The sequence below is a fragment of the Rhizobium mongolense subsp. loessense genome (assembly GCF_900099775.1).
Lineage (GTDB): Bacteria > Pseudomonadota > Alphaproteobacteria > Rhizobiales > Rhizobiaceae > Rhizobium > Rhizobium loessense.
Genome location: NZ_FMTM01000003.1, coordinates 110370 through 134196 on the forward strand (window position 1 = coordinate 110370; position 23827 = coordinate 134196).

21 protein-coding genes and 3 pseudogenes are annotated in these 23827 nt (G+C 61.1%); 12 read left to right on the forward strand and 12 right to left on the reverse strand.

Annotation, left to right across the window (positions count from 1 at the left end; genetic code table 11):
* Positions 1-54 precede the first annotated feature (54 nt).
* Entirely contained in the window at positions 55-918 is an 864-nt protein-coding gene (locus BLP23_RS11745; protein ID WP_092585065.1) for an extensin-like domain-containing protein, read from the reverse strand.
* Between the two features lie 279 nt (positions 919-1197).
* On the opposite strand from BLP23_RS11745, the gene BLP23_RS11750 reads away from it, so the two are divergent.
* A complete protein-coding gene (locus tag BLP23_RS11750; protein ID WP_092585066.1) occupies positions 1198-3333 on the forward strand; it encodes a TonB-dependent receptor domain-containing protein in 2136 nt (711 codons plus the stop codon).
* A gap of 268 nt (positions 3334-3601) precedes the next feature.
* Positions 3602-5791, forward strand: a complete 2190-nt coding sequence (locus tag BLP23_RS11755) for an anthranilate synthase (protein ID WP_092585067.1) — start codon at positions 3602-3604, stop codon at positions 5789-5791.
* Positions 5792-5836: 45 nt separating this feature from the next.
* Here BLP23_RS11755 and BLP23_RS11760 read toward each other — a convergent pair whose 3' ends face one another.
* Both BLP23_RS11760 and BLP23_RS11765 read right to left on the reverse strand, forming a co-directional pair.
* On the reverse strand, positions 5837-6517 hold the full coding sequence (locus BLP23_RS11760; RefSeq protein WP_092585068.1) for a GNAT family N-acetyltransferase: 681 nt from the start codon (positions 6515-6517) through the stop codon (positions 5837-5839).
* A complete protein-coding gene (locus BLP23_RS11765; protein WP_092585069.1) occupies positions 6514-7002 on the reverse strand; it encodes a MarR family winged helix-turn-helix transcriptional regulator in 489 nt (162 codons plus the stop codon). Before BLP23_RS11765 ends, BLP23_RS11760 begins: the two co-directional genes overlap by 4 nt.
* Before the next feature lie 222 nt (positions 7003-7224).
* On the opposite strand from BLP23_RS11765, the gene emfA reads away from it, so the two are divergent.
* Both emfA and queF read left to right on the forward strand, forming a co-directional pair.
* Positions 7225-8139 carry a CDF family cation efflux transporter EmfA gene (gene emfA, locus BLP23_RS11770; RefSeq protein ID WP_092585556.1) on the forward strand — a complete coding sequence of 305 codons (915 nt, stop codon included), beginning with the start codon at positions 7225-7227 and terminating at the stop codon, positions 8137-8139.
* Positions 8139-8603, forward strand: a complete 465-nt coding sequence (gene queF / locus BLP23_RS11775) for a preQ(1) synthase (RefSeq protein ID WP_074061884.1) — start codon at positions 8139-8141, stop codon at positions 8601-8603. The genes emfA and queF overlap by 1 nt, the downstream gene beginning before the upstream one ends.
* Positions 8604-8619: 16 nt before the next feature.
* Here the strand turns inward: queF and BLP23_RS11780 are convergent, their stop codons facing one another.
* On the reverse strand, positions 8620-9387 hold the full coding sequence (locus BLP23_RS11780) for a DUF2076 domain-containing protein (protein ID WP_092585070.1): 768 nt from the start codon (positions 9385-9387) through the stop codon (positions 8620-8622).
* Between the two features lie 105 nt (positions 9388-9492).
* Positions 9493-10215, reverse strand: coding sequence for a hypothetical protein (locus BLP23_RS11785; protein WP_139187055.1), 723 nt, complete (start codon positions 10213-10215; stop codon positions 9493-9495).
* A gap of 162 nt (positions 10216-10377) precedes the next feature.
* Here BLP23_RS11785 and BLP23_RS11790 point away from each other — a divergent pair, with 162 nt between their 5' ends.
* The 3 genes and pseudogenes from BLP23_RS11790 (at position 10378) to leuA (ending at position 13406) form a co-directional block, all read left to right on the forward strand.
* On the forward strand, positions 10378-10965 hold the full coding sequence (locus tag BLP23_RS11790) for an ATP-dependent Clp protease proteolytic subunit (protein ID WP_022714176.1): 588 nt from the start codon (positions 10378-10380) through the stop codon (positions 10963-10965).
* 94 nt (positions 10966-11059) lie between these two features.
* Positions 11060-11368 (forward strand): annotated as a pseudogene (locus BLP23_RS11795) (benzoate/H(+) symporter BenE family transporter); the annotation flags it as partial.
* A 325-nt stretch (positions 11369-11693) separates the two neighbouring features.
* The gene (gene leuA / locus BLP23_RS11800) at positions 11694-13406 is read left to right on the forward strand and encodes a 2-isopropylmalate synthase (protein ID WP_092585072.1); all 1713 of its coding nucleotides are present in this window, start codon (positions 11694-11696) and stop codon (positions 13404-13406) included.
* A 42-nt stretch (positions 13407-13448) separates the two neighbouring features.
* Here leuA and BLP23_RS11805 read toward each other — a convergent pair.
* A pseudogene (locus tag BLP23_RS11805) lies at positions 13449-13932 on the reverse strand (winged helix-turn-helix transcriptional regulator); the annotation flags it as partial.
* Positions 13933-13934: 2 nt separating this feature from the next.
* Between BLP23_RS11805 and BLP23_RS11810 the strand changes: the two are divergent.
* Complete coding sequence (locus BLP23_RS11810; protein WP_092585073.1) at positions 13935-14900, forward strand: quinone oxidoreductase family protein; 966 nt, start codon at positions 13935-13937, stop codon at positions 14898-14900.
* 3 nt (positions 14901-14903) lie between these two features.
* On the opposite strand, the gene BLP23_RS11815 is transcribed toward BLP23_RS11810, so the two are convergent.
* From BLP23_RS11815 to BLP23_RS11830, 4 genes are all read right to left on the reverse strand, one after another.
* Positions 14904-15749, reverse strand: a complete 846-nt coding sequence (locus BLP23_RS11815) for an anti-sigma factor family protein (RefSeq protein ID WP_092585074.1) — start codon at positions 15747-15749, stop codon at positions 14904-14906.
* Positions 15750-15752: 3 nt separating this feature from the next.
* Complete coding sequence (locus BLP23_RS11820; RefSeq protein WP_092585075.1) at positions 15753-16259, reverse strand: RNA polymerase sigma factor; 507 nt, start codon at positions 16257-16259, stop codon at positions 15753-15755.
* A 167-nt stretch (positions 16260-16426) separates the two neighbouring features.
* The gene (locus BLP23_RS11825) at positions 16427-16987 is read right to left on the reverse strand and encodes a tetratricopeptide repeat protein (RefSeq protein WP_092585076.1); all 561 of its coding nucleotides are present in this window, start codon (positions 16985-16987) and stop codon (positions 16427-16429) included.
* 145 nt (positions 16988-17132) lie between these two features.
* The gene (locus BLP23_RS11830) at positions 17133-18041 is read right to left on the reverse strand and encodes a metallophosphoesterase family protein (protein ID WP_028739499.1); all 909 of its coding nucleotides are present in this window, start codon (positions 18039-18041) and stop codon (positions 17133-17135) included.
* A 71-nt stretch (positions 18042-18112) separates the two neighbouring features.
* Between BLP23_RS11830 and BLP23_RS11835 the strand changes: the two genes are divergently transcribed.
* Positions 18113-18592, forward strand: coding sequence for an NUDIX domain-containing protein (locus BLP23_RS11835; RefSeq protein WP_233426684.1), 480 nt, complete (start codon positions 18113-18115; stop codon positions 18590-18592).
* A 2-nt stretch (positions 18593-18594) separates the two neighbouring features.
* On the opposite strand, the gene BLP23_RS11840 is transcribed toward BLP23_RS11835, so the two are convergent.
* Positions 18595-19584 (reverse strand): glutathione S-transferase family protein, encoded by a 990-nt coding sequence (locus tag BLP23_RS11840; protein ID WP_092585077.1) that lies wholly within the window; start codon positions 19582-19584, stop codon positions 18595-18597.
* Between the two features lie 277 nt (positions 19585-19861).
* Here BLP23_RS11840 and BLP23_RS11845 point away from each other — a divergent pair, with 277 nt between their 5' ends.
* The 3 genes and pseudogenes from BLP23_RS11845 to BLP23_RS35255 all read left to right on the forward strand — a co-directional run bounded on the left by BLP23_RS11845 (position 19862) and on the right by BLP23_RS35255 (position 21750).
* Complete coding sequence (locus BLP23_RS11845) at positions 19862-20362, forward strand: GNAT family N-acetyltransferase (RefSeq protein ID WP_092585078.1); 501 nt, start codon at positions 19862-19864, stop codon at positions 20360-20362.
* A gap of 175 nt (positions 20363-20537) precedes the next feature.
* Positions 20538-21050 (forward strand): annotated as a pseudogene (locus BLP23_RS35250) (MFS transporter); the annotation flags it as partial.
* Positions 21051-21108: 58 nt separating this feature from the next.
* On the forward strand, positions 21109-21750 hold the full coding sequence (locus BLP23_RS35255) for an MFS transporter (RefSeq protein ID WP_407691786.1): 642 nt from the start codon (positions 21109-21111) through the stop codon (positions 21748-21750).
* Between the two features lie 7 nt (positions 21751-21757).
* On the opposite strand, the gene BLP23_RS11855 is transcribed toward BLP23_RS35255, so the two are convergent.
* A complete protein-coding gene (locus BLP23_RS11855) occupies positions 21758-23827 on the reverse strand; it encodes a hypothetical protein (RefSeq protein WP_092585079.1) in 2070 nt (689 codons plus the stop codon).

A 23827-nucleotide genomic window follows, 5' to 3' on the forward strand; every position in this document is an offset into this window, starting at 1 on the left:
GGTGGCGATCGGCTCGGCAACCAGATCCAGATATCGGAGCATTAGCGACCCTCGCTAGTGGCAATACCGAAATCCTCCCTTGCGCTGCAGCACGTCCATGTGGAAATGCGTCTCATGCGCGCTATCGCTTTCGGGGTCTAGCACGGTGGAAAAATAGAGGCAGCCGGAGGCGCTGACTGTGCGTTGGAAGGCGCCGGTGAGGGTCGGATCATCCCGGCGCGGCTTTACCGCAATGGCATCGCCCTTCTCGAAACCGAAGCTTGCGATATCGATGGCATTGCCGCGGGCATGTTCGGAAACCTTTCCTATCTCCGCGCCGTTGCGCAGGCGACAGACGTATGACGACGCCTGATTGACCGCCGTGATCCGGCCCTGTTCCTTCGCGGCGGCGTTGGCGGCGGGAACGACACTCTCCTTCATCCAGCGGGCAAGCGCCAGAGCCGTCGGGCAGCGCAATGTCGCTTCTGGCTTCACCTTGATGCCGGGAAGCGCCTCCACAAGACTGATCGGCTTGTCGATGCCGCAGCCGTGGCCATCATCGATGCGCGGGATATCCTTGAAGACCGAGCCAAGCGCCTGCAATTCCCTCACGCATTCCGCGTGATCGGCCTCGCTTTCCGGCTCGATGGTCAAGTTCTGAGCTTCCAACGTGCCGGGTGCCGGCGGGCCGAACTTCTCCGGCTTCTTGTCCTGCGGCTTTGCCGCCTCCGACGGCGTCTCATTTTGAGGGGTGGGTGTGCTCTGTGCATCGTTAACGGTTGATGGCCTCGGTTCGGGGGTTGGCGCCGTTTGTGCTGGTGTTTCGGCTTCGCCGGCAATCTGCGGCTTTTTGTGCGGGACGGGACCTTTGTCTGGGAGGCTTGCGCCAGTAAGGATGATCAGGGTTGCGGTGGCCGCTGCAATTGCGATGTTCTTCAAGCTTCAACCGTCCATGGCTGCCGATGGAAAAGGGGCAACGCATGAGGGCGGATTTCGTTGCAATTTCGCAACGATTTGGTACGCCGTCAAAACTTGATGATTTAATTCAACATAAACCGAGCGTTTATATTGACAATCATACTCATGTTTTTTATGCGGCAGAAAGAAGGCGGAATGTTGGGTCCCGCCGCAAATCCGAAAAGCCTAGCCAGCCCCTCGAGCGCCTGACGCGCACCGACCAGCCAGCCCGGTAGCGATTCATCCTAGAGGGTTGGTTTAATGATAGTCCGCAATTCGCGCGCCATTCTTTTGGCTTGCACTGCATTGTTCGTCTTTGGCGCTGGCTTCCCGGCATACTCGCAAAGCCAGGAAGAGGAGGCAGCTTCCCAGAAGACCGATCGCGTAACGCCGCTTAAAAAGATCGTCGTCGGTGCGGGACAGCGCAAGATCGCCATAGATACGCCGCAGGCCGTTACCGTTCTCGATCAAAAGGATATCGATGACCTCCAGGCCGAAACGATCGGTGATATCTTCAAGGATGTGCCTGGCGTCTCCATAGCCGGCAGCGACCGTGTCTTCGGCGAGGCGTTCAATATCCGCGGCATCGGCTCCACCGAGGATTCCGCCGACGGCTCGCGCATCGTGGTGAATGTGGACGGAGCCCAGAAATTCTACGAACAGTACCGGATGGGATCGTTCTTCTCGGACCCTGAGCTCTACAAATCCGTGGAGGTACTGCGCGGGCCGGCCTCTTCCACGCTTTACGGCGCCGGTGCCCTCGGCGGCGTCATCAACTTCACCACCAAGGATGCCTCCGACTTTCTGCAGGAGGGCTATGACAACGCTCTCAGGCTCAAGAGCAGCTACGAAACAAATGGCAACGGCTACCTCGGCTCGTCTATTTTCGCGCATCGCTTCAACGAAGGCGCCGAATTCCTCGGCATGCTTAACAAGCGTGGGTCCAGCCAATTCGAGTTGGGAGACGGCAGCGACCTGTCGGGTTCCGACTTCCAGTCGTGGTCAGGTCTTGCCAAAGGGACTTTCCATTTCGGCGATGGCGACGAGCAGACGCTGCGCTTGTCCTATCAGCATTGGGACAGCGATGCTAACGACCAGGACTATGCACAGACCGGCACACAGGCCGCATTCGGTACTGTTGACCGCCATGTAATCGATGATACAGCGGTACTGAGCTATGAAAATCCCGTCAGCGACAATCCGTGGCTCGACCTCAAGGCCAGTCTCTCATACTCTGATACTTCGGTTGACCAGAGCGATGGAACGCTCGGCGGTTTCTCGAACATCATCGATGCCGATTACGGCTACCGCACATGGCAGGCCAATCTCCAGAATACATCTGAGTTCTCCGGCGATAGCTGGGTAAACTACCTGACCTACGGTACCCAACTGAGCCATCAGGACCGCACCGCGGATTCGCCGCTTGCGACCAGCCCGACGCCCGGTGCGATCGCCACACATCCCGAAGGCACCGACAACAAGGTCGGACTCTTCGCGCAGAACGAATTCGTCTATAACGAGCGGCTGACCATCATCGGCGGCGTTCGCGGCGACTTCGTCTGGAGAGAGCCCGGCGATTCCACGGCGGCTTTCAGCAATGCCGTCGACGTCAACGATCAGGCTTTCTCGCCCAAGCTTGCCGCCCATTACAAGCTCACCGACGAATTCGGCGTTTTTGGATCGATTGCCCACACGGAACGTCTGCCAACGTTGGATGAGCTTTACACCTGGAGCAAGGGAACAAGCCTGGACCTCAAGAAGGAAAAGTCCAACAACTACGAAGTTGGCTTTACAGCAACACGCGATGACATATTCCAGGCGGGGGACAACATCAGTTTCAAGACGACGGCCTTCTACAATGACCTGGAGAACCTCATCGCTACGACGGGCACGGGCGCGTCCTCCTATTTCTACAATGTCGGCAAGGCCCGCATCTATGGCGTCGAAGTCGAAGGGGCGTACGAATCGGACTACGCTTTCGCCAAGCTTGCCTATACCGGCACGCAGGGCCAGGACCGCAGTGATGGGGTGAACTACAACAAGCCGCTGCCGACCGTGCCGGCCCACAAGATCGCCTTCACCTTGGGCGGCCGGCTTCCCGAGCGCGACATCGAATACGGCACCCGCGTAACGCATGCCTTCGAGGCGCAGAACAGCGTCCGCGGAACGGCTGCATCCTCCGGTTCCACGCCCAACCATCTCGTCGTGCCGGCACCTGATTGGACGACAGTGGATATCTTCGCCTCCTGGAGGCCGCAGAGCGGTGAGATGCAGGGATGGCAGGTCCAGGCCAGCGTCAACAATCTCTTCGATCAATACTATCGGGAAAACACGTCGAACGATTACGCCAAGGGGCGCACGTTCAAGATCACTTTGAGCAAGCAGCTCGATTGGTAGTTCGGGTTAGCGGGTTCGCTTCAACTGGTGCCAGCCGGCGAAAGCGAACCCGAACCCGCTCAAAACCGCTCTTGCGCTTCCCCCAATCTCACGCTAACAATCCTCCCATGAAGACGTCGTTGAACATTGCTGTTTGGTGGTGGGCTCGCTGAGGCGGCCTCGACCAATCGTGTTCAAAGACGACGAGTGAGCCGCCCGAGACTTCGAGGCGGCTTTTTTTGTTTTTTAAGGCCGCCTGTCGTCCAGGCCCCGATAACGGAGTGGAACAATGGTAACGATCCTTCGGGACGATGGTGCGGAAATCTACGAGACGAGGGGCGGCGTTACCGTTACCCGGCAGCGCAGGGCGATCCCCTATGCCGATGCCGTGATCTCCTATGTCGACAAGCTCGATGAGCGTCGCGGCGCGGTCTTTTCCTCCAACTACGAATATCCGGGTCGTTATACACGCTGGGACACGGCCGTCGTCGATCCGCCGCTCGGCTTCTCCTCTTTCGGGCGCGACGTCTGGATCGAAGCCTATAACGAGCGTGGCGAAGTGCTGCTCGCCTTCGTGACGGAGAGGCTGAAGACCGTTACCGAGCTGGAGCTTGGTGCTACCACCGCGCGCCGCCTCGAGCTCAAGGTGAAGATGCCCGATCGCGTTTTCACCGAAGAAGAACGCTCGAAGATGCCCACGGTCTTCACCGTTCTGCGCGCCGTCACCGACCTCTTCTATTCGCAGGCTGACGCCAGTCTTGGCCTATATGGCGCCTTTGGCTACGATCTCGCCTTCCAGTTCGATGCGATCAATCTAAAGCTCACGCGCCCTTCCGATCAGCGCGACATGGTGCTCTACCTGCCGGACGAAATCCTTGTCGTCGACAATTATTCCGCCAAGGCCTGGATCGACCGCTATGATTTCGCCAAAGACGGCCTGACGACCGAGGGCAGGAAGGGCGAGATCGCGCCCGAACCCTTCAGGCAGACGGACGCCATTCCGCCGAAGAGCGATCATCGGCCGGGCGAGTACGCAGAACTCGTCATCAAGGCGAAGGAAAGTTTCCGCAAGGGCGATCTCTTCGAGGTCGTGCCGGGGCAGAAATTCATGGAGCGCTGCGAAAGCAGGCCTTCGGATATTTCCAAGCGGTTGAAGGCGATCAATCCGTCGCCCTATTCCTTCTTCATCAACCTCGGAAACCAGGAATATCTGGTCGGCGCCTCGCCGGAAATGTTCGTGCGCGTTTCGGGCCGCCGCATCGAGACCTGCCCGATCTCCGGCACGATCAAGCGCGGCGACGATCCGATCGCCGACAGCGAACAGATACTGAAGCTGCTCAACTCCAAGAAGGACGAATCCGAGCTGACGATGTGCTCGGACGTCGACCGCAACGACAAGAGCCGCGTCTGCGAGCCGGGTTCGGTCAAGGTCATCGGCCGCCGGCAGATCGAGATGTATTCGCGCCTCATCCACACCGTCGACCATATCGAGGGGCGGTTGCGCGATGACATGGATGCCTTCGACGGCTTCCTGTCGCATGCCTGGGCCGTCACCGTCACCGGTGCGCCGAAGCTCTGGGCGATGCGCTTCATCGAAAGCCATGAGAAGAGCCCGCGCGCGTGGTATGGTGGGGCGATCGGCATGGTCGGCTTCAACGGTGACATGAACACCGGGCTGACGCTGCGCACCGTGCGCATCAAGGACGGCATCGCCGAAGTCAGGGCAGGGGCGACTCTTCTCAATGATTCCGACCCGCACGAAGAAGAAGCCGAAACCGAACTGAAGGCCTCCGCTATGCTTTCTGCTATCCGCGATGCCAAGGCCGGCAACGCCGGCAAGATCCAGCGCGACGTTGCCGCCGTCGGCAAGGGCGTCAACATCCTCTTGATCGACCATGAAGACAGCTTCGTCCATACCCTGGCCAACTACTTCCGCCAGACCGGAGCGACGGTTTCGACCGTGCGCACGCCGGTGCCGGAGGAGATTTTTGACCGGCTGAACCCGGACCTCGTCGTCTTGTCGCCGGGACCTGGCAATCCGAAGGATTTCGATTGCAAGGCGACGATCAAGAGGGCGCGCGCCCGTAACCTGCCGATCTTCGGCGTCTGCCTCGGCCTACAGGCGCTTGCCGAAGCCTATGGTGGCGAGTTGCGCCATCTGGCGCTGCCGATGCACGGTAAGCCGTCGCGCATCCGGGTGCTGGAGCCGGGCATCGTCTTCTCGGGCCTCGCCAGAGAGGTGACGGTCGGCCGCTATCACTCGATCTTCGCCGATCCCTCGACCCTTCCGCGTGATTTCATCATCACGGCAGAAAGTGAGGACGGCACGATCATGGGCATCGAGCACGCGAAGGAGCCGATCGCCGCCGTCCAGTTCCACCCGGAATCCATCATGACGCTCGGCGGCGACGCCGGCATGCGGATGATCGAGAACGTGGTGGCGCATCTGGCGCGTAGGGCGAAGACGAAGGCGGCTTGAGCGGACGCCCGCACTTCGGCCGGTTCACTGCTGTGGATCGGCCGTTTATGCGCGGCGTTTGACGACGCGCAGGTTCATGTCGGACCGCAGCCTGAAGCCGAGCGACCTATAGAGGTCGATTGCCGGCGTATTGTTCGCATAGGCATGCAGATACGCCGTTTCGCCCCGGGCGGCGATCTCGCCGGCGACAAAACGAAACAGCAACGTTCCAAGCCCGCGCCGCTGGAATTGCGGATGCGTGCAAAGCCCGCTCAGTTCCGCAAAGCCGGTCTGCCGCAGCCGCTGGCCGGCCATGGCGATGAGCCTGCCTTCAGCCTTGATCCCCCAGAAGGTGCCGAGGCTCTGCGCCCGCCGCGTGAATGGACCGGGCTTGGTCAAGGTCGCAAGCGCCAGCATCTCCTCGGCGTCGGCCTCACTTAGCGGCTGTATACGTGAATCCGTGATCCTCTCATGCGGCCGTTCGGCGATCATCTGGACGGCTAAACCCTCGGAAACAGCAGCCAACCCTCGTGGAATGGCGATTGGACCGGCTTCGACAAGCAGCATCGTTTCGTCGGCTTCCGGGAGGTTTTCCAATGCCTCAAGACTTTCCGGCGCATCATCCGCCGAGGCCGCGAAGGGAACGATGGACGGCGGGTATCGCCGGGCTTGCGCGTTGCCTTCGGCGAGGCTCGCATGCGCGGTGTCGAGCGCGCTCCAGATCGGACGGTCGAGAATATGTCTCATGTCGTTTCCTCCTTCGCGGCGCGGCGGGCAAGGGCAGCTTCGGCAAGACCGTCCTCGATGGCGGCGAGCTGCGCGAGGATCGGTCCGTTCAGATCGCCGCAAAGATCGGCGACGGCCGCCGAAATCCGCGGCCACACCGATTGTTTCGAGTAGTCGACGAGTTCCTGTCCCTTCCGGGAAAGCGAGATCAATCGCCGTCGCTGGTCGTCGGGTGCTGCCTGCATGTCGACCAAGCCCAATTCCAGCAACTGGCTTACTGTCCGTGTCGCACCCGGCTGCGTGATGCCGACCGCCTGCGCAAGCTCGCCGATCGTCAGAGCGCCGGCGCGATCGAGCGCTGCGAGAAACGGATATTGGGCAGCCTGTATGACGATGCCGTATTCTTCGATGATCTGCTGGGTATCGGCCTGCAGTCGCTCCCCGATGCGGCGGAAACGACTGCCCATGCACAGAAAACCGAGGGTTCGCACGACGTCGTCAACCACAGGAAACCTCCAAACCTCCGCAATCAATCAGCAGTTATATAACTTGTTATGTAATTTTCGTCAATCGATATCGCGGGCCGTCCAATTTGACAAAGTATCGATAATCCCCCATATCACCCGCATTGACCGCCTGCGCGATTTTCGCGCGGGCGGTTTTGCGTTTGAATAGGCCAAATGCTGCAATTCATTCGCATCCGCACTGGGGCCGGCAGGGTGATCGATATGGACGGACAAGGCAATCTCGCGGTTCAGCGGCTGGCGCTTTGGAGCATTCCACTGTCGCTTGGTGTCATGGGACTGAAGATGGCAGCGTGGTGGGTCACCGGCTCGGTCGCGCTGCTTTCGGACGGTCTCGAGTCGACCGTCAATGTCGTTGCCGCCTTCATTGCCTATTTCGTCATTCGCTACGCGCAGAAGCCTGCGGACCACGACCATCCGTTCGGGCACCACAAGGCGGAATATCTCTCGGCGGTGACCGAAGGAGCGCTCATCGTGGTCGCTGCGCTTTTGATCGTCAATGAGGCGATCGGCCATTTGGCGGCGCCGCGCATGCTTGACGCGCCTGCGCTCGGCCTCGCGATCAATTTCGCGGCGGGCGTGATCAACGCGGTCTGGGCGCAGCTGCTGATCCGGACTGGCCGGAAACACCGCTCGGCGGCGCTTTCCGCCGATGGCCAGCATATCATGTCGGACGTCGTGACCTCCGTCGGCGTGCTGATCGGCCTGTTTCTGGCGATCGCGACTGGCTATCCGATCTTCGATCCGGTGCTTGCGATCCTGGTCGCCGTCAACATCCTCTATCAGGGCTGGAAGGTGATCTCGCATTCGATCGGTGGGCTGATGGACCAGGCGGTGGAGCCGGAGGAAGAGGAGGCGATCAAGCAGGCGATCGCCACGCATGCGGCGGGCTCGATCGGCGTTCACGACCTGAAGACCCGCCGGGCGGGGTCTGTCACCTTCGTCGATTTTCATCTTGTGGTTCCAGCCACAATGCCGGTAAGGCAGGCGCACGATATCTGCGACTGCCTTGAAGATGCCATCCGCGCGGTGCATCCGGGCGCCAGCATTGCCATTCACGTCGAGCCCGAGGGCGAAAGGGCCCATGGAATCCGCGTCAAAGTCGTAAAGGACGTCTAATGCCGAAAACCGATGTTTCCAGCCTGTCGATGCTGGGAAAAGAGACCGAAACAGCCAAGTCGCCGGAAGAGGCGGTGCTGGAGAAGGTGCCGTCGAACCATGCGGGCACCGACTACGTGGTCCGCTTCACCGCGCCGGAGTTCACCTCCCTCTGCCCGATGACCGGCCAACCGGATTTCGCCCACATCGTTATCGATTACATTCCGAACGAATGGCTGGTGGAGTCGAAGTCGCTGAAGCTCTTCCTGCATTCCTTCCGCAACCACGGCGCCTTCCATGAGGATTGCTCGATCTATATCGCCAAGCGGATCGTCGAACTGCTCGATCCGAAGTGGCTACGGATCGGCGCGTATTGGTATCCACGCGGCGGCATTCCGATCGACGTCTTCTGGCAGACAGGCAAGCCGCCCGAAGGCGTGTGGCTGCCCGACCAGGGTGTCGCGACCTATCGCGGCCGCGGCTGACGCTTAGGCCGATCGATCAGACATCGAAACTGTCGTCGCCGGACTGATCGCTAGCGACGTCGTCATCATTGCTGTCGTCGCTGCTGTAGTCGGCCTGCCGGATGTCATTGTTATTGGTGTCATCGGCAACCTGAGGGTTCTGATCGCCATAGTAGTTGTTGATGACGGTCTCCTCGGCGGGAGCACCGGCATTGCCGAAAGGGTTGCTGCCGGAAAAAGGCGAGCCCCAGCCGAGCGACGACATATGATTGCCAAAGATGCCGCTCAGCGAATTGGCAAGCAGCATGCCGCCCGCCACGCCGGCTGCGGTGCCGAGCGCGCCGCGAAGGAAGCTGCCGCCAGCAGAAGGCGCGCCGGGTTGCGGGTCCCAGGGGCCGCTCGGCTGCTGCCGCATCGGGCGGACGGGTTCGTCGTAACCGCGATCCTGATGGATGGTCTGACGCGGCGCATTGCCCCAGGGATCCGAGGTCGGTGCTGGCTGCTGCGCCTGGCCGGTGCCGAAGATCGAGCTCAAAAAACCACCACCCTGTTCGGCCTGGTGATGTTGGCTTTCGCCGGCCTCGAGCTGGCGGATGCGCTCTTCCAGTTCCTTGATGTGGTTGGCAGCCGCTTCAAGACCCTTTTCCTGAACGATGACGGCCTGCGCCAGATAATAGGTCGTATAGGGCTGCTCGCGCACGCCCTGATCGATGAAGGCTTCCGCTTCGCGGTCGCGCGGTGTCGCGGCGGCGGTGCGGATCCTGTCGAAGAGGCCGGCCAGCAATTGGCGTTCTTCCGGTGACATAGCTGTCTTCCTTGTGTCATTCGTGCGGACATGGCCGCCTGAGGATGAGGTAGGAACCGATTTTGGCTTTTCAAAGCCGCAGCGCGTTACATTTCGGTAAGGCGCTCAGGACCGAACCCAGACGCGCAGCGGGCCGAGCGACGTAAAGCCGAGCTCCAGCGCATCGCTCAAATCATCGCCGTGCTCGTAGCCGACGATCGGCATGCCGGGAAAGATCTCGGCCGCCTTCTGGACCAGCCCGGCGCGGATGACGCGCTCCCTCTTTTTGATGGCAAAGACATTCGAGTGGCCGACCACATTCGACTGGCGGTTGAGAATGCCGCCGCCGCAGAGCGCTTCGCTCTCGAAGGCGGCAAGAAAGGCGATATCCGCATTGCGCAGCAGCGATTCAGCGAAGATCGGCGTTGTCTGCGGCGGGTCGCCGGCGCCCCAGGCTCTTTGCCAAAGCTCGAGTTCAACCGCCGTTGTGATCCGCTTCCATGTCAGGGACTGCTCTTTCGGCGCATGAATCCCAACCGTCTCGATGCCGATCCAATCGGCCTCGAACAAGCTTTCGAAACCGAGAGGAGTAAGGTTGAGCGCGGCGTAGCTGTCCTTGACGCCCCAGCCGCCTTTTCGCGAGCGGATCAGCACAGCTATCGCTTCCTCCTGCTCGCGCGCGTTATCAGCGCCCGTCAGCGTTATGACGTCCGGATAAAACGGCGGCGTGCCCTGGCGGTGAAGCCAGAGGGTTGCGGAAAATTCGCCGGGCACGCCCTGAGCCTGGCAGACGGCATTGCACCAGAGCGCATTGTTGCGGATAGCCGCGCGCAGCATTTCCGATGTCATTTTCTCCTCCGCTTTCGAGCGCTCCGGCAGAATGCGAGCATATCGCCGGTTTGTCATAAGAATATCTTCACCCGTTCCGTGCCTTGTCTTTTTCCCGCATTGTTTTACCCATTGAGTCGCACTATGTGCGAGGAACCCGATTTGGAAGTAAGAGAGGTTCGAATGAACGACGAAGAACAAGACGACGACAAGACGAAGGAGCTGCCGCTCGGCAAGGAAACGGAGGCGAATCTTTTCAAGTCGCGTTCGATCTTCATCTACGGGCCGATCAACCAGGAAATCGCCCAGAAGGTCTGCTCGCAGCTCGTGGCGCTTGCTGCAGCCAGCGACGAGGACATCCGTATCTATGTCAGTTCGCCCGGCGGTCACGTCGAATCCGGCGATTCGATCCATGACATGGTCAAGTTCATCAAGCCCAAGGTCTGGATGATCGGCACCGGGTGGGTCGCCTCGGCCGGCGCGCTGATTTACGTCGCGGTACCGAAGGAACGGCGTCTTTGCCTGCCGAACACGCGCTTCCTGCTGCACCAGCCGTCCGGCGGCACGCGCGGCATGGCCTCCGACATCGAGATCCAGGCACGCGAGATCATCAAGATGAACGAGCGTCTGAACAAGATCATGGCGACCGCCACTGGCCAGTCGATCGAGAAGATCGCCGCCGACACTGACCGCGACTATTGGCTTTCGGCCGAAGAAGCCAAGGCTTACGGCCTGGTTTCGCGGATCGTAACGTCACAGAGCGAGATTTGATTTCACTTCGCCCCGGTGGGGAAAGGGCGGGCTGAGGGCTCGAATGAGGGGCGGCGCGGCAAGCGTTGCCCCTTTTTCTTGATAGCAGCTGGATTGGGCGGCGCTGATCTCCGGCGCCGGCTATGTGGTGTTCGGTCTGCTTGCCAGTGCCGTGACAGCCTTCGTGGCTTTGGCGCCGCCGATCCTGATTCAGGCGGTCGCAGGGCTGGCCCTCGTCGGCGCCTTCTCCGGATCGGCGATGGCAGCCTTTCAGGCGCCGGAATCTCGCGAGGCTGCGGCGATCACCTTTCTAGTGACGGCATCCGGCGTTTCCTTCGCCGGTATTTCCGGAGCGTTCTGGGGGCTCGTCGCCGGCGGGCTGATGCTTGCACTGTCGCGTTTCGTGCAGGCGGCAAGAAAATAGGCGGGGGGTTGCCGTTTTTTTGTTCGGCAGCTATAAGTGCGGGCATGAATACCACTGGCGCAAAAGTTTCCGACACCATTGTCCGCGGCCGCGTTGCCCTGCGTGACAACACGCGCGCCCTGACGTCGCTTCTTCTTCTCGGCCTTACTCGCGGTTGCCGGGTCCTTTGAGGAGCGCCCGGCGGCCGAAAGCCCGCTGGCCCTATCGCTCCTCGCGACGAATTTTCTGAATTCAAACATTGACCAACAAGTCCGCATTTGTTGTCGCCAAGCCCACCATGATGGGCTAAGACGCGGAGCAAATTGCCGGGACAAGGAAGAAGATAATGGACGCGACCACGCGAAATCCCGCAAAAGGCATGCAATCCGCAGGCGTGAAATACCGCCCGTACCCGCAGGTGAACATTCCCGACCGCACCTGGCCCACGAAGACGATCAGCAAGGCGCCGGTCTGGTGCTCCGTCGACCTTCGCGACGGCAATCAGGCGCTGGTGGACCCGATGGGCCATGACCGCAAGGCTCGCATGTTCCAGCTACTGCTCGATATGGGCTTCAAGGAAATCGAAATCGGTTTTCCTTCCGCCTCGCAAACGGACTTCGACTTTGCGCGCTGGTGCATCGAGGAAGGAAATGTGGCGGACGACGTTTCGCTGCAGGTCCTGGTTCAGTGCCGCCCTGAGCTGATTACCCGTACCTTCGAGGCGCTGGAGGGTGCCAACAAGCCGATCGTGCATTTCTACAACTCGACGAGTGAGCTGCAGCGCCGTGTGGTTTTTGCCAAGGACGTGCCGGGTATCAAGCAGATCGCCGTCGATGCGGCGAAGATGATCACCGACATGGCGTCGAAAGCCGGCGCCTACCGCTTCGAATACTCGCCGGAAAGCTTCACCGGTACCGAGCTCGAAGTTGCGCTGGAAATCTGCAATGCCGTCATCGAAGTGATGAAGCCGACGGCGGACAACAAGCTGATCATCAACCTGCCCTCCACCGTCGAGATGGCGACGCCGAACGTCTATGCCGACCAGATCGAATGGATGTGCCGCAATCTCGACAGTCGCGAGAACCTGATCGTCTCGCTGCATCCGCATAACGACCGCGGCACCGGTATTGCGGCAGCTGAGCTCGGTCTGCTGGCAGGCGCCGACCGCGTCGAGGGCACGCTGTTCGGCAACGGCGAGCGCACGGGCAATGTCGATGTCGTGACGATGGCGCTCAACATGTTCACACAGGGCGTCGATCCGCAAATCGACTGCTCCGATATCGAGCGCATCAAGAGCGTCTTCGAATATTCGAACCAGATGAGGATCGGCGAGCGCCACCCTTATGTCGGCGAACTGGTCTATACGGCCTTTTCCGGCTCGCATCAGGATGCGATCAACAAGGGTATGAAGGCGATCAAGATCGCCAATCATCCGGTGTGGGAAGTGCCCTATCTGCCGATCGACCCGCAGGATGTCGGCCGCTCCTACGAGGCGATCATCCGCATCAACTCGCAGTCCGGCAAGGGCGGCATCGCCTATATCCTGCAGCAGGACTACGGGCTCAATCTGCCGCGCAATCTCCAGGTCGAGTTCCGCGAGGACATCCAGCGGATCACCGACGAGGAAGGCAAGGAACTGCCGTCGCGCCGCATCTACGACCGCTTCATCGAGCGCTACGTGACGCAGCCCGCGGGCCGCATTAAGTTCGTCGATCATCACACCTTCGCCGATCCAGAGCACAAGGGCGTGCGTGTCGTCGCCGCGGAGATTATCGACAATGGCGAGACGAAGCGTATCGAAGGTCGCGGCAACGGCCCCATCGACGGCTTCATCAACGCGCTCTCGCACTATCTCGGCATCGAGATGTCGGTCCAAGACTACTCCGAGCACTCCCTTCAGCACGGCTCGAATGCGGCGGCCATCTCCTACGTCGAAACCGCCTATCCCGGCGGCAAACTCTTCGGTGCCGGCATTAGCACCAATATCGTCGGCGCCTCGCTCGAAGCGATCGTCTCGGCGGCCAACCGTGTGCTGGATGTGAGAGCCGGGAAGAACTGATCGAGATTGCGCAGCGGGCGTTGCTGGCTGCGCGTTTCCCCCTCAGGCGGCGAAAGATGCCTTGCGCGGGCGGACGATGCAGTCGGCAATGTCGGCGATTTCATTCTGCGCCTCGGCGTGGCGCTGACCCCATTGGCAGAGCGCCAGCAGCACCGGTTCAAGCCCGAGCCCGAGCTCGGTTGCTGTATATTCGACGCGCGCGGGAACTTCGGCAAACACCTCGCGCCTTACCAGTCCATGTTCCTCCATTTCGCGTAGCTGCTGGATCAGCACCTTCTGCGTGATCTCCGGCATCATGCGTTTCAGCTCCGAGAGGCGCTTCGGGCCGCAGAAAACGTAGTAGAGGATAACCGGTTTCCAGCGCCCGGCGATCACCTTTAGGGCGCGTTCGACCGGCAATTTGGGCAGTCTTTTGATGGGTTCAGCCATGGTCACTTCCTGGTGGGTATGGCACGAAAGAGTGTGTATTCCCGCCGCCGAGCTTACTGATAAAGCGCTGCTCACGCCATTCAAACGTGAGGTCTGCCCATGAAAGCCGTCCGCTACGACCATTTCGGTCCCCCTGAGGTTCTCAAGGTCGTCGAGCTGCCGAAACCGGCACCGCGCGAAGGCGACGTGCTCGTTCGCGTCCGTACTGCAGGCGTCAACTACTTCGAAGTGCTGATGCGCGCCAACCGCTATGCGGTGACGCCGGAATTGCCGATGATCCCCGGTGTTGAAATCGCGGGTGTTGTCGAGGCGGTAGGCGAGGGAGCTGATCCGGATGTCATCGGTGCTCGCGTTGCCGTTCCGCTTTTCGCGCTCGGGCGCGGTGAGGGCTATGCGGAATACGTCGCCGTGCCGCGTGCGTCAGTGATCTTAATCCCCGACGCATTGTCCTTCGAGACGGCGGTTGCGCTGATGGTGCAGGGGCTGACGGCGCTGCATATGGTGCGGCAGGCGCCGCCACGCGACAAAACCGTTCTTGTCCACGCGGCCGCCGGGGGCGTTGGCTCGCTGCTGGTGCAATTGGCGAAGCGTGAGGGCGCCGGATCGGTCATCGCGACGGCAAGCAGCGAGAAGAAGAGGTCGCTGGCCCGCACGCTCGGGGCGGATGCGGCGATCGACTATACATCCGAGGGCTGGCAGGAGATCCTCCGTGAGAATGCACCCGTCGATCTGATCTACGATACGATCGGTGGCGAGGTGACACGTGCCTCCCTTGCAGCGCTTGCTCCGGGCGGAGAGCTTGTCTTTGCTGCACTGGGCCGCTTTCGGCTTGAGGTTGCCGACCTGAATTCCATGTTCGAGAAAAACCAGACGCTCAAGGGATTTGCACTGCTGCCTCTGTTAACTGGAACGCTGGCGGACGATCTCTCTGCGCTGTTTTCGCTTGCCGTCTCCGGCGGGCTATTCATCGCGGAGGGCGCGAGTTTTCCGCTCGACAAGGCTGCCGATGCGCATCGCGCCATCGAAAGCCGAGGCGTCAGCGGCAAGGTCGTGGTGGTTCCGTAAGGCTCAGATTGCGGTTGCGACTTCCATGGCGATCTGGCTGAGCGAGGCTTCGGCGGAAGGTCCGGCCAGAACGTAGGAGGTGCCGGCATTGTGCCAGGTGATCAGGCCGATTTCGTCTCTGATTGTTTCCTTGAAATCTTCGGACTCGGGCGGCTGGGCATCCTTGCGGAAGCAGATGGAGATGAGATCGCCGTCCGTGCTCGTATAGACGAGCTGGCCGACCGGCTTTCCGTCGCCAAGAAGCACGCGGGCGCCTTGGAAGGTCCAGCCGTCGGTAGACAAGTCAGGCACGCGGAAGGCGACGCCGACCGTGGACGTCAGCCAGTTGGAGATCTCCTCGGCCTGCGTAGAGGGTACCTCGACGATATGCCGCGGCTGGCGGATCATCAGGCGCTGGTAGGCGGTGATGTCGTTCAGCCAGTTTTTGCTGCTGGCATTGTCGTCAACGATCTGCGCCGTGCCATTGCCCGCGGGAGCGCCAGGGCTCGTGCCGGCGAGATAGCCGATGCCGCAGCCGACGATAAAAAGGATGATCGCGGCGGCCAGCGCCTGCGTGCCGCTCGGCGCGAGCTTCATCGACGGGCGCGTGGTTCGCGGCGCGATCGGCGCCTTGGGCGGCTGGACGCTCTTGATCGAGCGCACGAGCGCCAGTGGAACCGGCTCCTTAAGGATATCGTCCAGACGGCGGCGGCCGAAATCGGCGCCGTGACGCAACTTGTCGTAAAGCCGGCGCGCACCTTCGTCGGTGGCGAGGCGCTGCTCCAGCTCCTGCTTCTGTTCCGGCGTCGTTTCGCCGTCGAGAAGGGCAGTCAGCTGGGCATCAAGCGATAGTTTTTTGAAATCGGGCAAAGTTCAGTACCTGTGAGGATGGTCGTCGGCGTGGCTTGCGAAGTGCAGCCGCGCCGCGGCAAGCTGCGCGGGCACGCTGCCGGCCGAAATGCCCATGATGTCGGCGGTCTGCTGATAGGTATGTCCTTCGACAGCGACGAGCAGGAAGACGCTCGAAATGCCTTCGGGCATTTCGGCGAGCATGCGGTGTATGGCATCGGTATCGGCGACGGCTGCGCGGTCGCGCGCCGCGTCGCGGATATCCGTGACGTTGCCTTTGGAAGCCGGTCGCGCCTTGCGTCTGCGGCCATCGTCGCTCCACTGTTGGCGGGCGAGCGTGTAAATCCAGCTTTCGAGTCGGCCTTCGCCGCTCCACTGGGGGCTCTTCGCCACCGCACGCTGACAGACCGCCTGCACCAGATCGTCGGCAGCAGCCGCATCGCCGGCAAGCGTCATCGCGAAGCGCCGCAGCCGCGGGAGCAGGCCCACCAGGTCGCGTCGGATATCGATGGTCGTTACAGGCTGACGCATAGTCTCATTTCATGAATGTGTTGGGGCGAAGCACCCGATGTGGGCCAAGCTTATATATCGTGGAAGTGACCTTTATGGAACAATTTTGCACTGCCGCGCAAGAAGAAGAGGGCGCGGTCGAAGAATTCCCAAAGGTTTCTCTCTTGGTCGCCGGAGCAGGCCCCGTTTCAATAGGTCCGGTAGCCGTTCAGGCTCTGCAATAGCGCCCGATAAGCCCAGGTGTTTTCGCCGCCGCGGTCGCGAATTTCGACGAGCTGGACGCGGGCGCCCGGGATGTCGCCTTGTTCGGCCAAGGCCTGGCCCATGTATGATCGTGCGAGGATATAATTTTCGTCCGCTTGCAGCGCCTTGCGGTAATAGGACATTCCGAGCTCCATCCGGCCCGCCTTGCGGTTTGCATAGCCGAGATAGTTCAGGATGCGCGGATCGTTCTTGTTCCTGGCGAGGTTCAAGACGGTGATGGCATTTTCATATTGGCCGGCATAGGCGAATTCGCGCGCTGCCTCGTAGAGGTCGTCGTCGTTAAAGCCGCTCTTCTTCGGCGCGACGCATTCCTTTCTCTTCTTGTCCCACACCTTGCCATCGGAGCATTTGGTCGTGGTTTCGGTCTTTGGAGGCGGGCTCGTCTCGTCGCTTTCGTCACCGACGGCGAAGGCCGGTGCCGAGAGCCCGGCCGCAAGGCCGAGGGCGAAGGTGAGACGGCAGATGCGGTTTGCTGCGGCGCGCATGGCTTGCTCCCTGATCGGCGGCGGTTGCGGCCGGATTGTACAGTGGGATTTGGAAATACCAAGGGCTTAAGCATCGCCCGGCGGAAAATCGCAGCGGCTTCAGAAAATGATTCAAAAAGCGGCGAAAAAGATTCCGCTTTTCCATCTAAAGCTTGAAAATATCGATACTTTCCGACGAAACTCCATCGCCCATGTCGTTCAAGCTGAAGCGTTCGCCCCTTAGTTCCCAGGCGCCGGGCGAACCGTCGATGCTGAAGAGATTATAGGCGGCTCGGGGCTTCAAGCCACCCGGTCCCTGCGAGGCGGAAGCAATGCCGACCACAGGCACGGGACCGGTCTGGCCGCGCAGCCAGTGGAGCGTATTGAGGTGCGTATGGCCGTGGAGCACGAGTTCTGCTCCACCGGTCGAGACGACGGCGGCAAAGCGGCGGATGCCGATCATCCGCTTGTAGAAAGCGGTCGCGCCGCGGATCGGCGGGTGGTGGATCATGACGACGCGAAAGAGGCCGGCTTCACCGGCCGCGCGGAGCATGTTGACGGTCTCGCGGGCCTGCCGCTGGCTAAAGAAGCCGCTGGCGGCAAATGGTGGCGTGGCGACGGCCGTCGAGCAGCCGACGAGCGCGACTTTGCCGCGGACGCGGAGATAGGGAAAGATGTGCTTGTCCTCCTCCCATTCGGCTGGGGCGAGATCGCCGCGCACATAGTCATACCAGGCGCGCATCGATTTCTCGTAGGCGCCGGGCACATAGGCGTCGTGATTGCCTGGAACCACGGAGGTTTCCGCCGGTTCTCCGAGCGCGCGAAGCCAGGCGGCGGCAGAGCGGATCTCAATGCCGCTTGCGAGATTCACCAGGTCGCCGGTCACGGCCAGGTGGTCCGCATGGCGCGCACGGATATCCTCCAGGAGCAGATCCAGCGTGCCACCGAAAAGATGCTTGCGCCTGTGGCGGTGCCAGTTCACAAAACCGGTAATGCGCTTCGAGAAAAGCTCGCGGAATGAAAGATTGGGAAGTGGGCCGAGGTGGATATCCGAGATATGCGCGAGCTTGAACATGCTACGAGACATAGACCAGGATATTTACAAATCAAACACATCCGATTGAACGAAATAGTGAAAACAGAACCATGACGATCAAGGAAATCAGGCCCTGGCAATCCAAGCTGCTGATGCGGATCGTGCATGGCTATTTCGCGCTCGCGCGCGGCATGACCATGGGTGTGCGGGCGGCCTGTTTCGATTCCTCGGGGCGGATTTTTCTCGTCCGCCACAGCTACATTCCCGGCTGGCATATGCCTGGCGGCGGGCTGGAGCGCAACGAGACGGCTGAGGAAGCGCTGATCAAGGAACTGCGCGAGGAGGGCAACCTCAAAATTATCGGCAGGCCGCAGCTCTTCCATGTCTATTTCAACGCATCGGCGAGCCGGCGCGATCATGTGGTCTTTTACCGCGCCGAGGTCGAGCAGACCGCGCCGCGCAAGCCGGATCGCGAAATTGTCGAATGCGGCTTCTTCGCGCTCGACGGTCTGCCGGACGGCACGACTGAAGCGACGAGGCGCAGGCTGAGGGAGTTGAGCGGCGAAGAGCCCGCCGCTCATTTCTGGTAGATTCACGCTGCATCGGCGAGCTTGGCGCGGCCGTGCAGTCGGTCGAGATCGAGAGTCGGCCCGACCGGGACCAGGCCCGTCGGATTGATCGCCCTGTGGCTGCGGTAATAGTGTTCCTTGATGTGGCGCAGGTTCACCGTCTCCTTGACGCCCGGCGTCTGATAAAGATCTCGCAGGTAGCCCGACAGGTTCTTGTAGTCTTCAATGCGGCGGATGTTGCACTTGAAGTGGCCGACATAGACCGTATCGAAGCGCGCCAGCGTCGTGAACAGCCGCCAGTCGGCTTCCGTCAGCCGGTCGCCGAAGAGATAGCGGCTTTTGCTAAGACGCTCGTCCAGCATGTCCAGCGTTTCGAAAATCTTCACGACATTCTCTTCGTAGGCTTCCTGCGTCGTTGCAAAGCCGGCCTTGTAGACGCCGTTGTTGACGGTGTCGTAGACGATCGCATTCAGCGCATCGATATCGGCGCGGAGATGGGCGGGATAAAAATCCGTCTTCGAATCGGTCAGGCCGTCGAAGGCGCTGTTGAACATGCGGATGATCTCGGCTGATTCATTGTTGACGATCGTGCCGGTCTTCTTGTCCCAGAGCACGGGAACGGTGACGCGGCCGGAATAGTGCGGATCGGCCTTCACGTAGATCTCGAAGAGGGTCCTTGCACCGTAAAGGTGATCGCCAGTCGCGCCGTCGCCGATTTTGAATTCCCAGCCGTTCTCGGCCATCAGCGGATCGACGACGGACACGGAGATGATGTCATCGAGCTTCTTCAGTTTGCGGAAAATGAGCGTGCGGTGTGCCCAGGGGCAGGCGAGTGAGACATAGAGATGATAGCGGTCAGCCTCTGCCTTGAAGCCGCCGGTGCCCGTCGGTCCGGCCTCTCCAGTGGCCGTGATCCAATTGCGGAACTGAGAGGCCGCGCGCTTGAAGTGGCCCTTCGTTTCCTTCGTATCGTACCAGACGTCCTGCCAGACGCCATCGACCAGCATGCCCATTGTGCGCTTCCTTCAAATTCGTCGTTGGCGGAAACATATTGCACGCGGCCGATCTTTGCAGGGGTGCAAAGACTGAACAGTGCGTCACAAATGTTTTTTCGGTGACGTCACTTTGCGTTGGACGAGGGAAATTTTTCCTGCTATCGGCCTTTTCACATTTTCTCAGGAACCCGATTTGATTTACGCATCCAGAAATCTGCGACGACGCTGATGTTCCCGAACGCCTAAGTGCGTGCTCGAAAGTCATCACTTCCGTCTATCCGGTTTCTGTCTCATCATGCACAAGCACGATCTGGTCTACCTCACTGAGGATGCGTCTCACGACGCGGCTATCGAACACATCAACGAAGAAGCATTCGGCCCCGGCCGGCACACGCGTGCCGCTGCCCGCATCCGCGAGCAGGGGCCGCACGATCTGTCGCTCTCCTTCATCTGTACCGATGACGGCGAAACGATCGCCTCGGTCAGAATGACGCCGGTCATGGCGGGCGATGTTAAAGGACACCTGCTCGGACCGCTCGCCGTCCGGCCATCGCACAAGAATATGGGCATCGGCCGCGAACTCGTGCGGATCGCGGTGGAGGCGGCAAGGCGCAACGGCTCCGAAGCCGTCATCCTTGTCGGCGATCCGCCGTATTATTGCCCGCTCGGCTTCGAGAAGGTTGCCTACAACGCGCTCTCCTTTCCAGGGCCAGTCGATCCTGCCCGCGTTCTGGTCGTTCCGATTGCCGAAGATGTCCATCAGCGTCTCAAGGGTATAATCGGTTGGCGTGCATAGGTCATATGTTCTATCGCTGATTTTCCCTGAACCTCACTTTGCGCGAGGTTTCGGCAGCTTGGTGGAGGGCGGCACGAGCGGAATTTCGATGGACGAGGCGCTGGATCGCGCCGGGAGAGGCGCATTTCAGCGGCGGCTGATGGCGATTTTCGGGCTTGTCTCGGCGGCCGACGCCATGCAGGTGCTAGCCGTCGGCTTCACGGCCGCTTCGATCGCCGCCACGTTCCAGCTGACGGTCCCACAGGCACTGCAGACCGGAACGCTTTTCTTCCTCGGCATGCTGATCGGCGCCGTCGTCTTCGGCCGGCTCGCCGACAGGGTGGGCCGACGCTCCGCGCCGATCCTGACGGTCGCCTGTGATGCCTTGTTTGGTACGCTTTCGATCTTCGCCTCCGGATTTCACCAGCCTTCTCGCTCTACGCTTCTTAACGGGGATGGCCGTTGGGGGTACGTTGCCGGTCGACTATGCGATATGGCGGAATTTCTGCCCGCAAAGAACCGAGGCCGTTGGCTCGTCGTGCTCGAGGGGTTCTGGGCGGTCGGCACGTTGATCGTTGCGCTTGCCGCATGGGCTGCAAGCGTCGCCGGCGTTGCCGATGCGTGGCGCTACATCTTTGCCGTGACGGCGCTGCCTGCCATCTTCGGCATCGGGCTTCGCTTCTTCGTGCCGGAATCGCCACTCTATCTGTTGCGAACAGGCCGTGCCGAAGAGGCCAAGGCGATCGTCAACCGAATGCTGAAACGCAATGGCAGGGCCGGAGCTTGCCCCCGCCGATCAGATTGTGCCGGCCCCGCATGCGCCTTCAGAGGGGATCTTCTCTGCCTCGCTTCGCCGCCGCAGTCTGATGATCCTAGCGATATGGTTTCTCGTTTCGGTCTCCTATTACGGCGTCTTCACCTGGATGCCTGCAAGGCTTGCCGGCGAGGGCTTCGGTTTCGTGCGCGGCTATGGCTTTCTCGTCTTCGTGGCGCTCGCCCAGATACCGGGCTACGCGCTGGCGGCCTACGGTGTCGAGAAATGGGGACGGCGGCCAACGCTGATCGGCTTTTGTCTGCTTTCGGCGGCGGGATGCCTGCTTTTGGTGCTTTCGCCCGATGACGTGCTGATCGGCGCATCGCTGCTGATCATGAGCTTCGCGCTGCTCGGTACTTGGGGCGCGCTTTACGCCTATACGCCCGAGCTCTACCCGACGGCATCGCGCGCCACCGGAATGGGGACGGCAGGCGCCATGGCTCGGCTCGGCGGGCTTGCCGCACCGTCGCTGATGACATTCGTCGTGTCGCTGGGTCTCGGTATCGCCATCGGGCTATTTGCAGCGCTGCTGGTAGTGGCTGCGGTCGCCGCGCTTGCGATCGATGCAGAAGCGCGGCGGGTCTCGCTCGCCTAAGCGAGACTCATCGTCCTTCACGCCACCACATGGCGCCGAAGGCGAGCAGCAGCACGCCGACACCGGCAAAACCGGCAAAGAGCGGCAGGGTGTTGATCCCCTTCAGCACGGTCTCGTTCGTCAACTTGATCTGCATACGGTCATTGTCGGCGACGCGAACCTGGCCGCGAACCGGAAGGATCGGCGGAACTTCGATCGCTCCATTGTTATCTGAAACGCGGGTGACAAGGCCGCGCGTCTTGCCGGAAATAGGCTTCAGCACATCCGTCGTCGAAATCATCGCCTTGAATTCGGGTGCATCGACGGCGCCGACATGAACGAGCGTCGTCAGGTTGCCGTTGCGGATTTCGAAGAGGCCGATCTCGTCCATCTTCTTCTCGGCCTTGAAGAGACCGGGTTCGGACTGGTTCAGCGGCAGATTTTCCGTCTTGCCTGATGGATATCGGACTGTGGCCTCGCCCGGATTGTCGCCGATCGTCTGGCGGGTTACCTCCAGTGTGCGGCCGGAGGCGCGCGCCGTCAGCGCTTCTTCCTCAAGCGCCGGTTCCTTCATCAGCCAATGGGCGATGCGGCGGTAGAGCGAGACGTGCGGGCCGCCGCCCTCGAAGCCGCGGGCCCACAGCCAGCCCTGGTCGGAGAGCAGCATGGCGACGCGCCCCTGGCCGGCACGGTTCAAAAGCAGCAGAGGATGATTGTCTGCGCCAACCATGACCGTCTGGCCATGCGGAGACGCGACATCGACGCTGCGAAACCAGCGGCCCCAATGCGGCGGCTCGTCAGCGGAGCCGTCGAGGCCGCGGGTGACGGGATGCTTGCGGCCCTCCTCGGAAAGGCGGGGATAGAAGGCCTTGTCGATCATCTGGCCGGTCGGTTCGGCAGGGAGAACGGCCGAAAGCGGCGTCAGTGCAATCGAATCCTGGCCGGCATGCTCGGGACCTGCAGCGATGAGCAGTGCACCGCCATTTTCGACATACTGTGCAATGTAGTCATAGTAGAGGATCGGCAGCACGCCGCGATGCTGGTAGCGGTCGAAGATGATCAGGTCGAAGTCTTTGATCTTGTCGACGAACAGCTCGCGTGTCGGGAAGGCGATCAGCGAAAGCTCGTTGATCGGTGTGCCGTCCTGCTTTTCAGGCGGGCGCAGAATGGTGAAATGGACGAGATCGACCGAGGCGTCGGACTTCAGGAGATTGCGCCAGGCGCGCTCGCCGGCATGCGGCTCGCCGGAAACCAAAAGCACGCGCAGGTTTTCGCGGATGCCATCGATGACATGAACGGCGCGGTTGTTTGCCTCCGTCACTTCGCCAGGCAGTCCGGCCACCGAGAATTCCAGCACGTTGCTGCCGCCGCGCGGAACCTTAAAGGAAAACGGCGTGTCCTGCCCTGGTGTCGCCTGGAGCGCGGCGATCACGTCGCCGTTCAGCTTCACAGTGACATCGGCCGTGCTGCCCGGGCTCGGGCCGTCATCGAAGACGCGCAGGACCAGTTGCTGCTCTTCATTGACGATGCCGAAGCGCGGCGCCTTGATCACCTCGACGCGGCGGTCGAATTCGTTGGCCTTGCCGGTGATCAGGCCGTGGACCGGCGCGTCAAAGCCGAGCGCCTGATTGACGCCCGGCGCATCGTGCACTTCGCCATCCGTCAGCATGATCGCACCGCCGATGCGCGCTGGAGGTACGTCTGCAACGGCGGCCGAAAGGGCGGAAAAGAGGCGTGTCGACGGCGTATCGGAATTTTCCGGCTCGGTTGCATCGACATAGCGCGGTTCAATATTCGAAAAACGCGAGAGACGATCCTTCAACTGCGCCAGCGCCTCGTCGGTCATCTTGATGCGTTCCGGCGTCTGCTGGCTCTGGCTCCGATCGACGATGACGGGAACGACCGTCGAAAGCTGCTCGCGATCTTCCTGCATAAGCAGCGGATTTGCGAGCGCTGCCAGCAATGCGAGGGCGGCGAGCGTGCGGATCCAGGCGCCGCGGATGCCGCGCCAGATGGCGAAGACCGCGACGACCGCGACGACGGCCGCGAGCGCTGCAAGGACCGGCCAGGGAATAAAGGGTGAAAAATCAACCGTCAT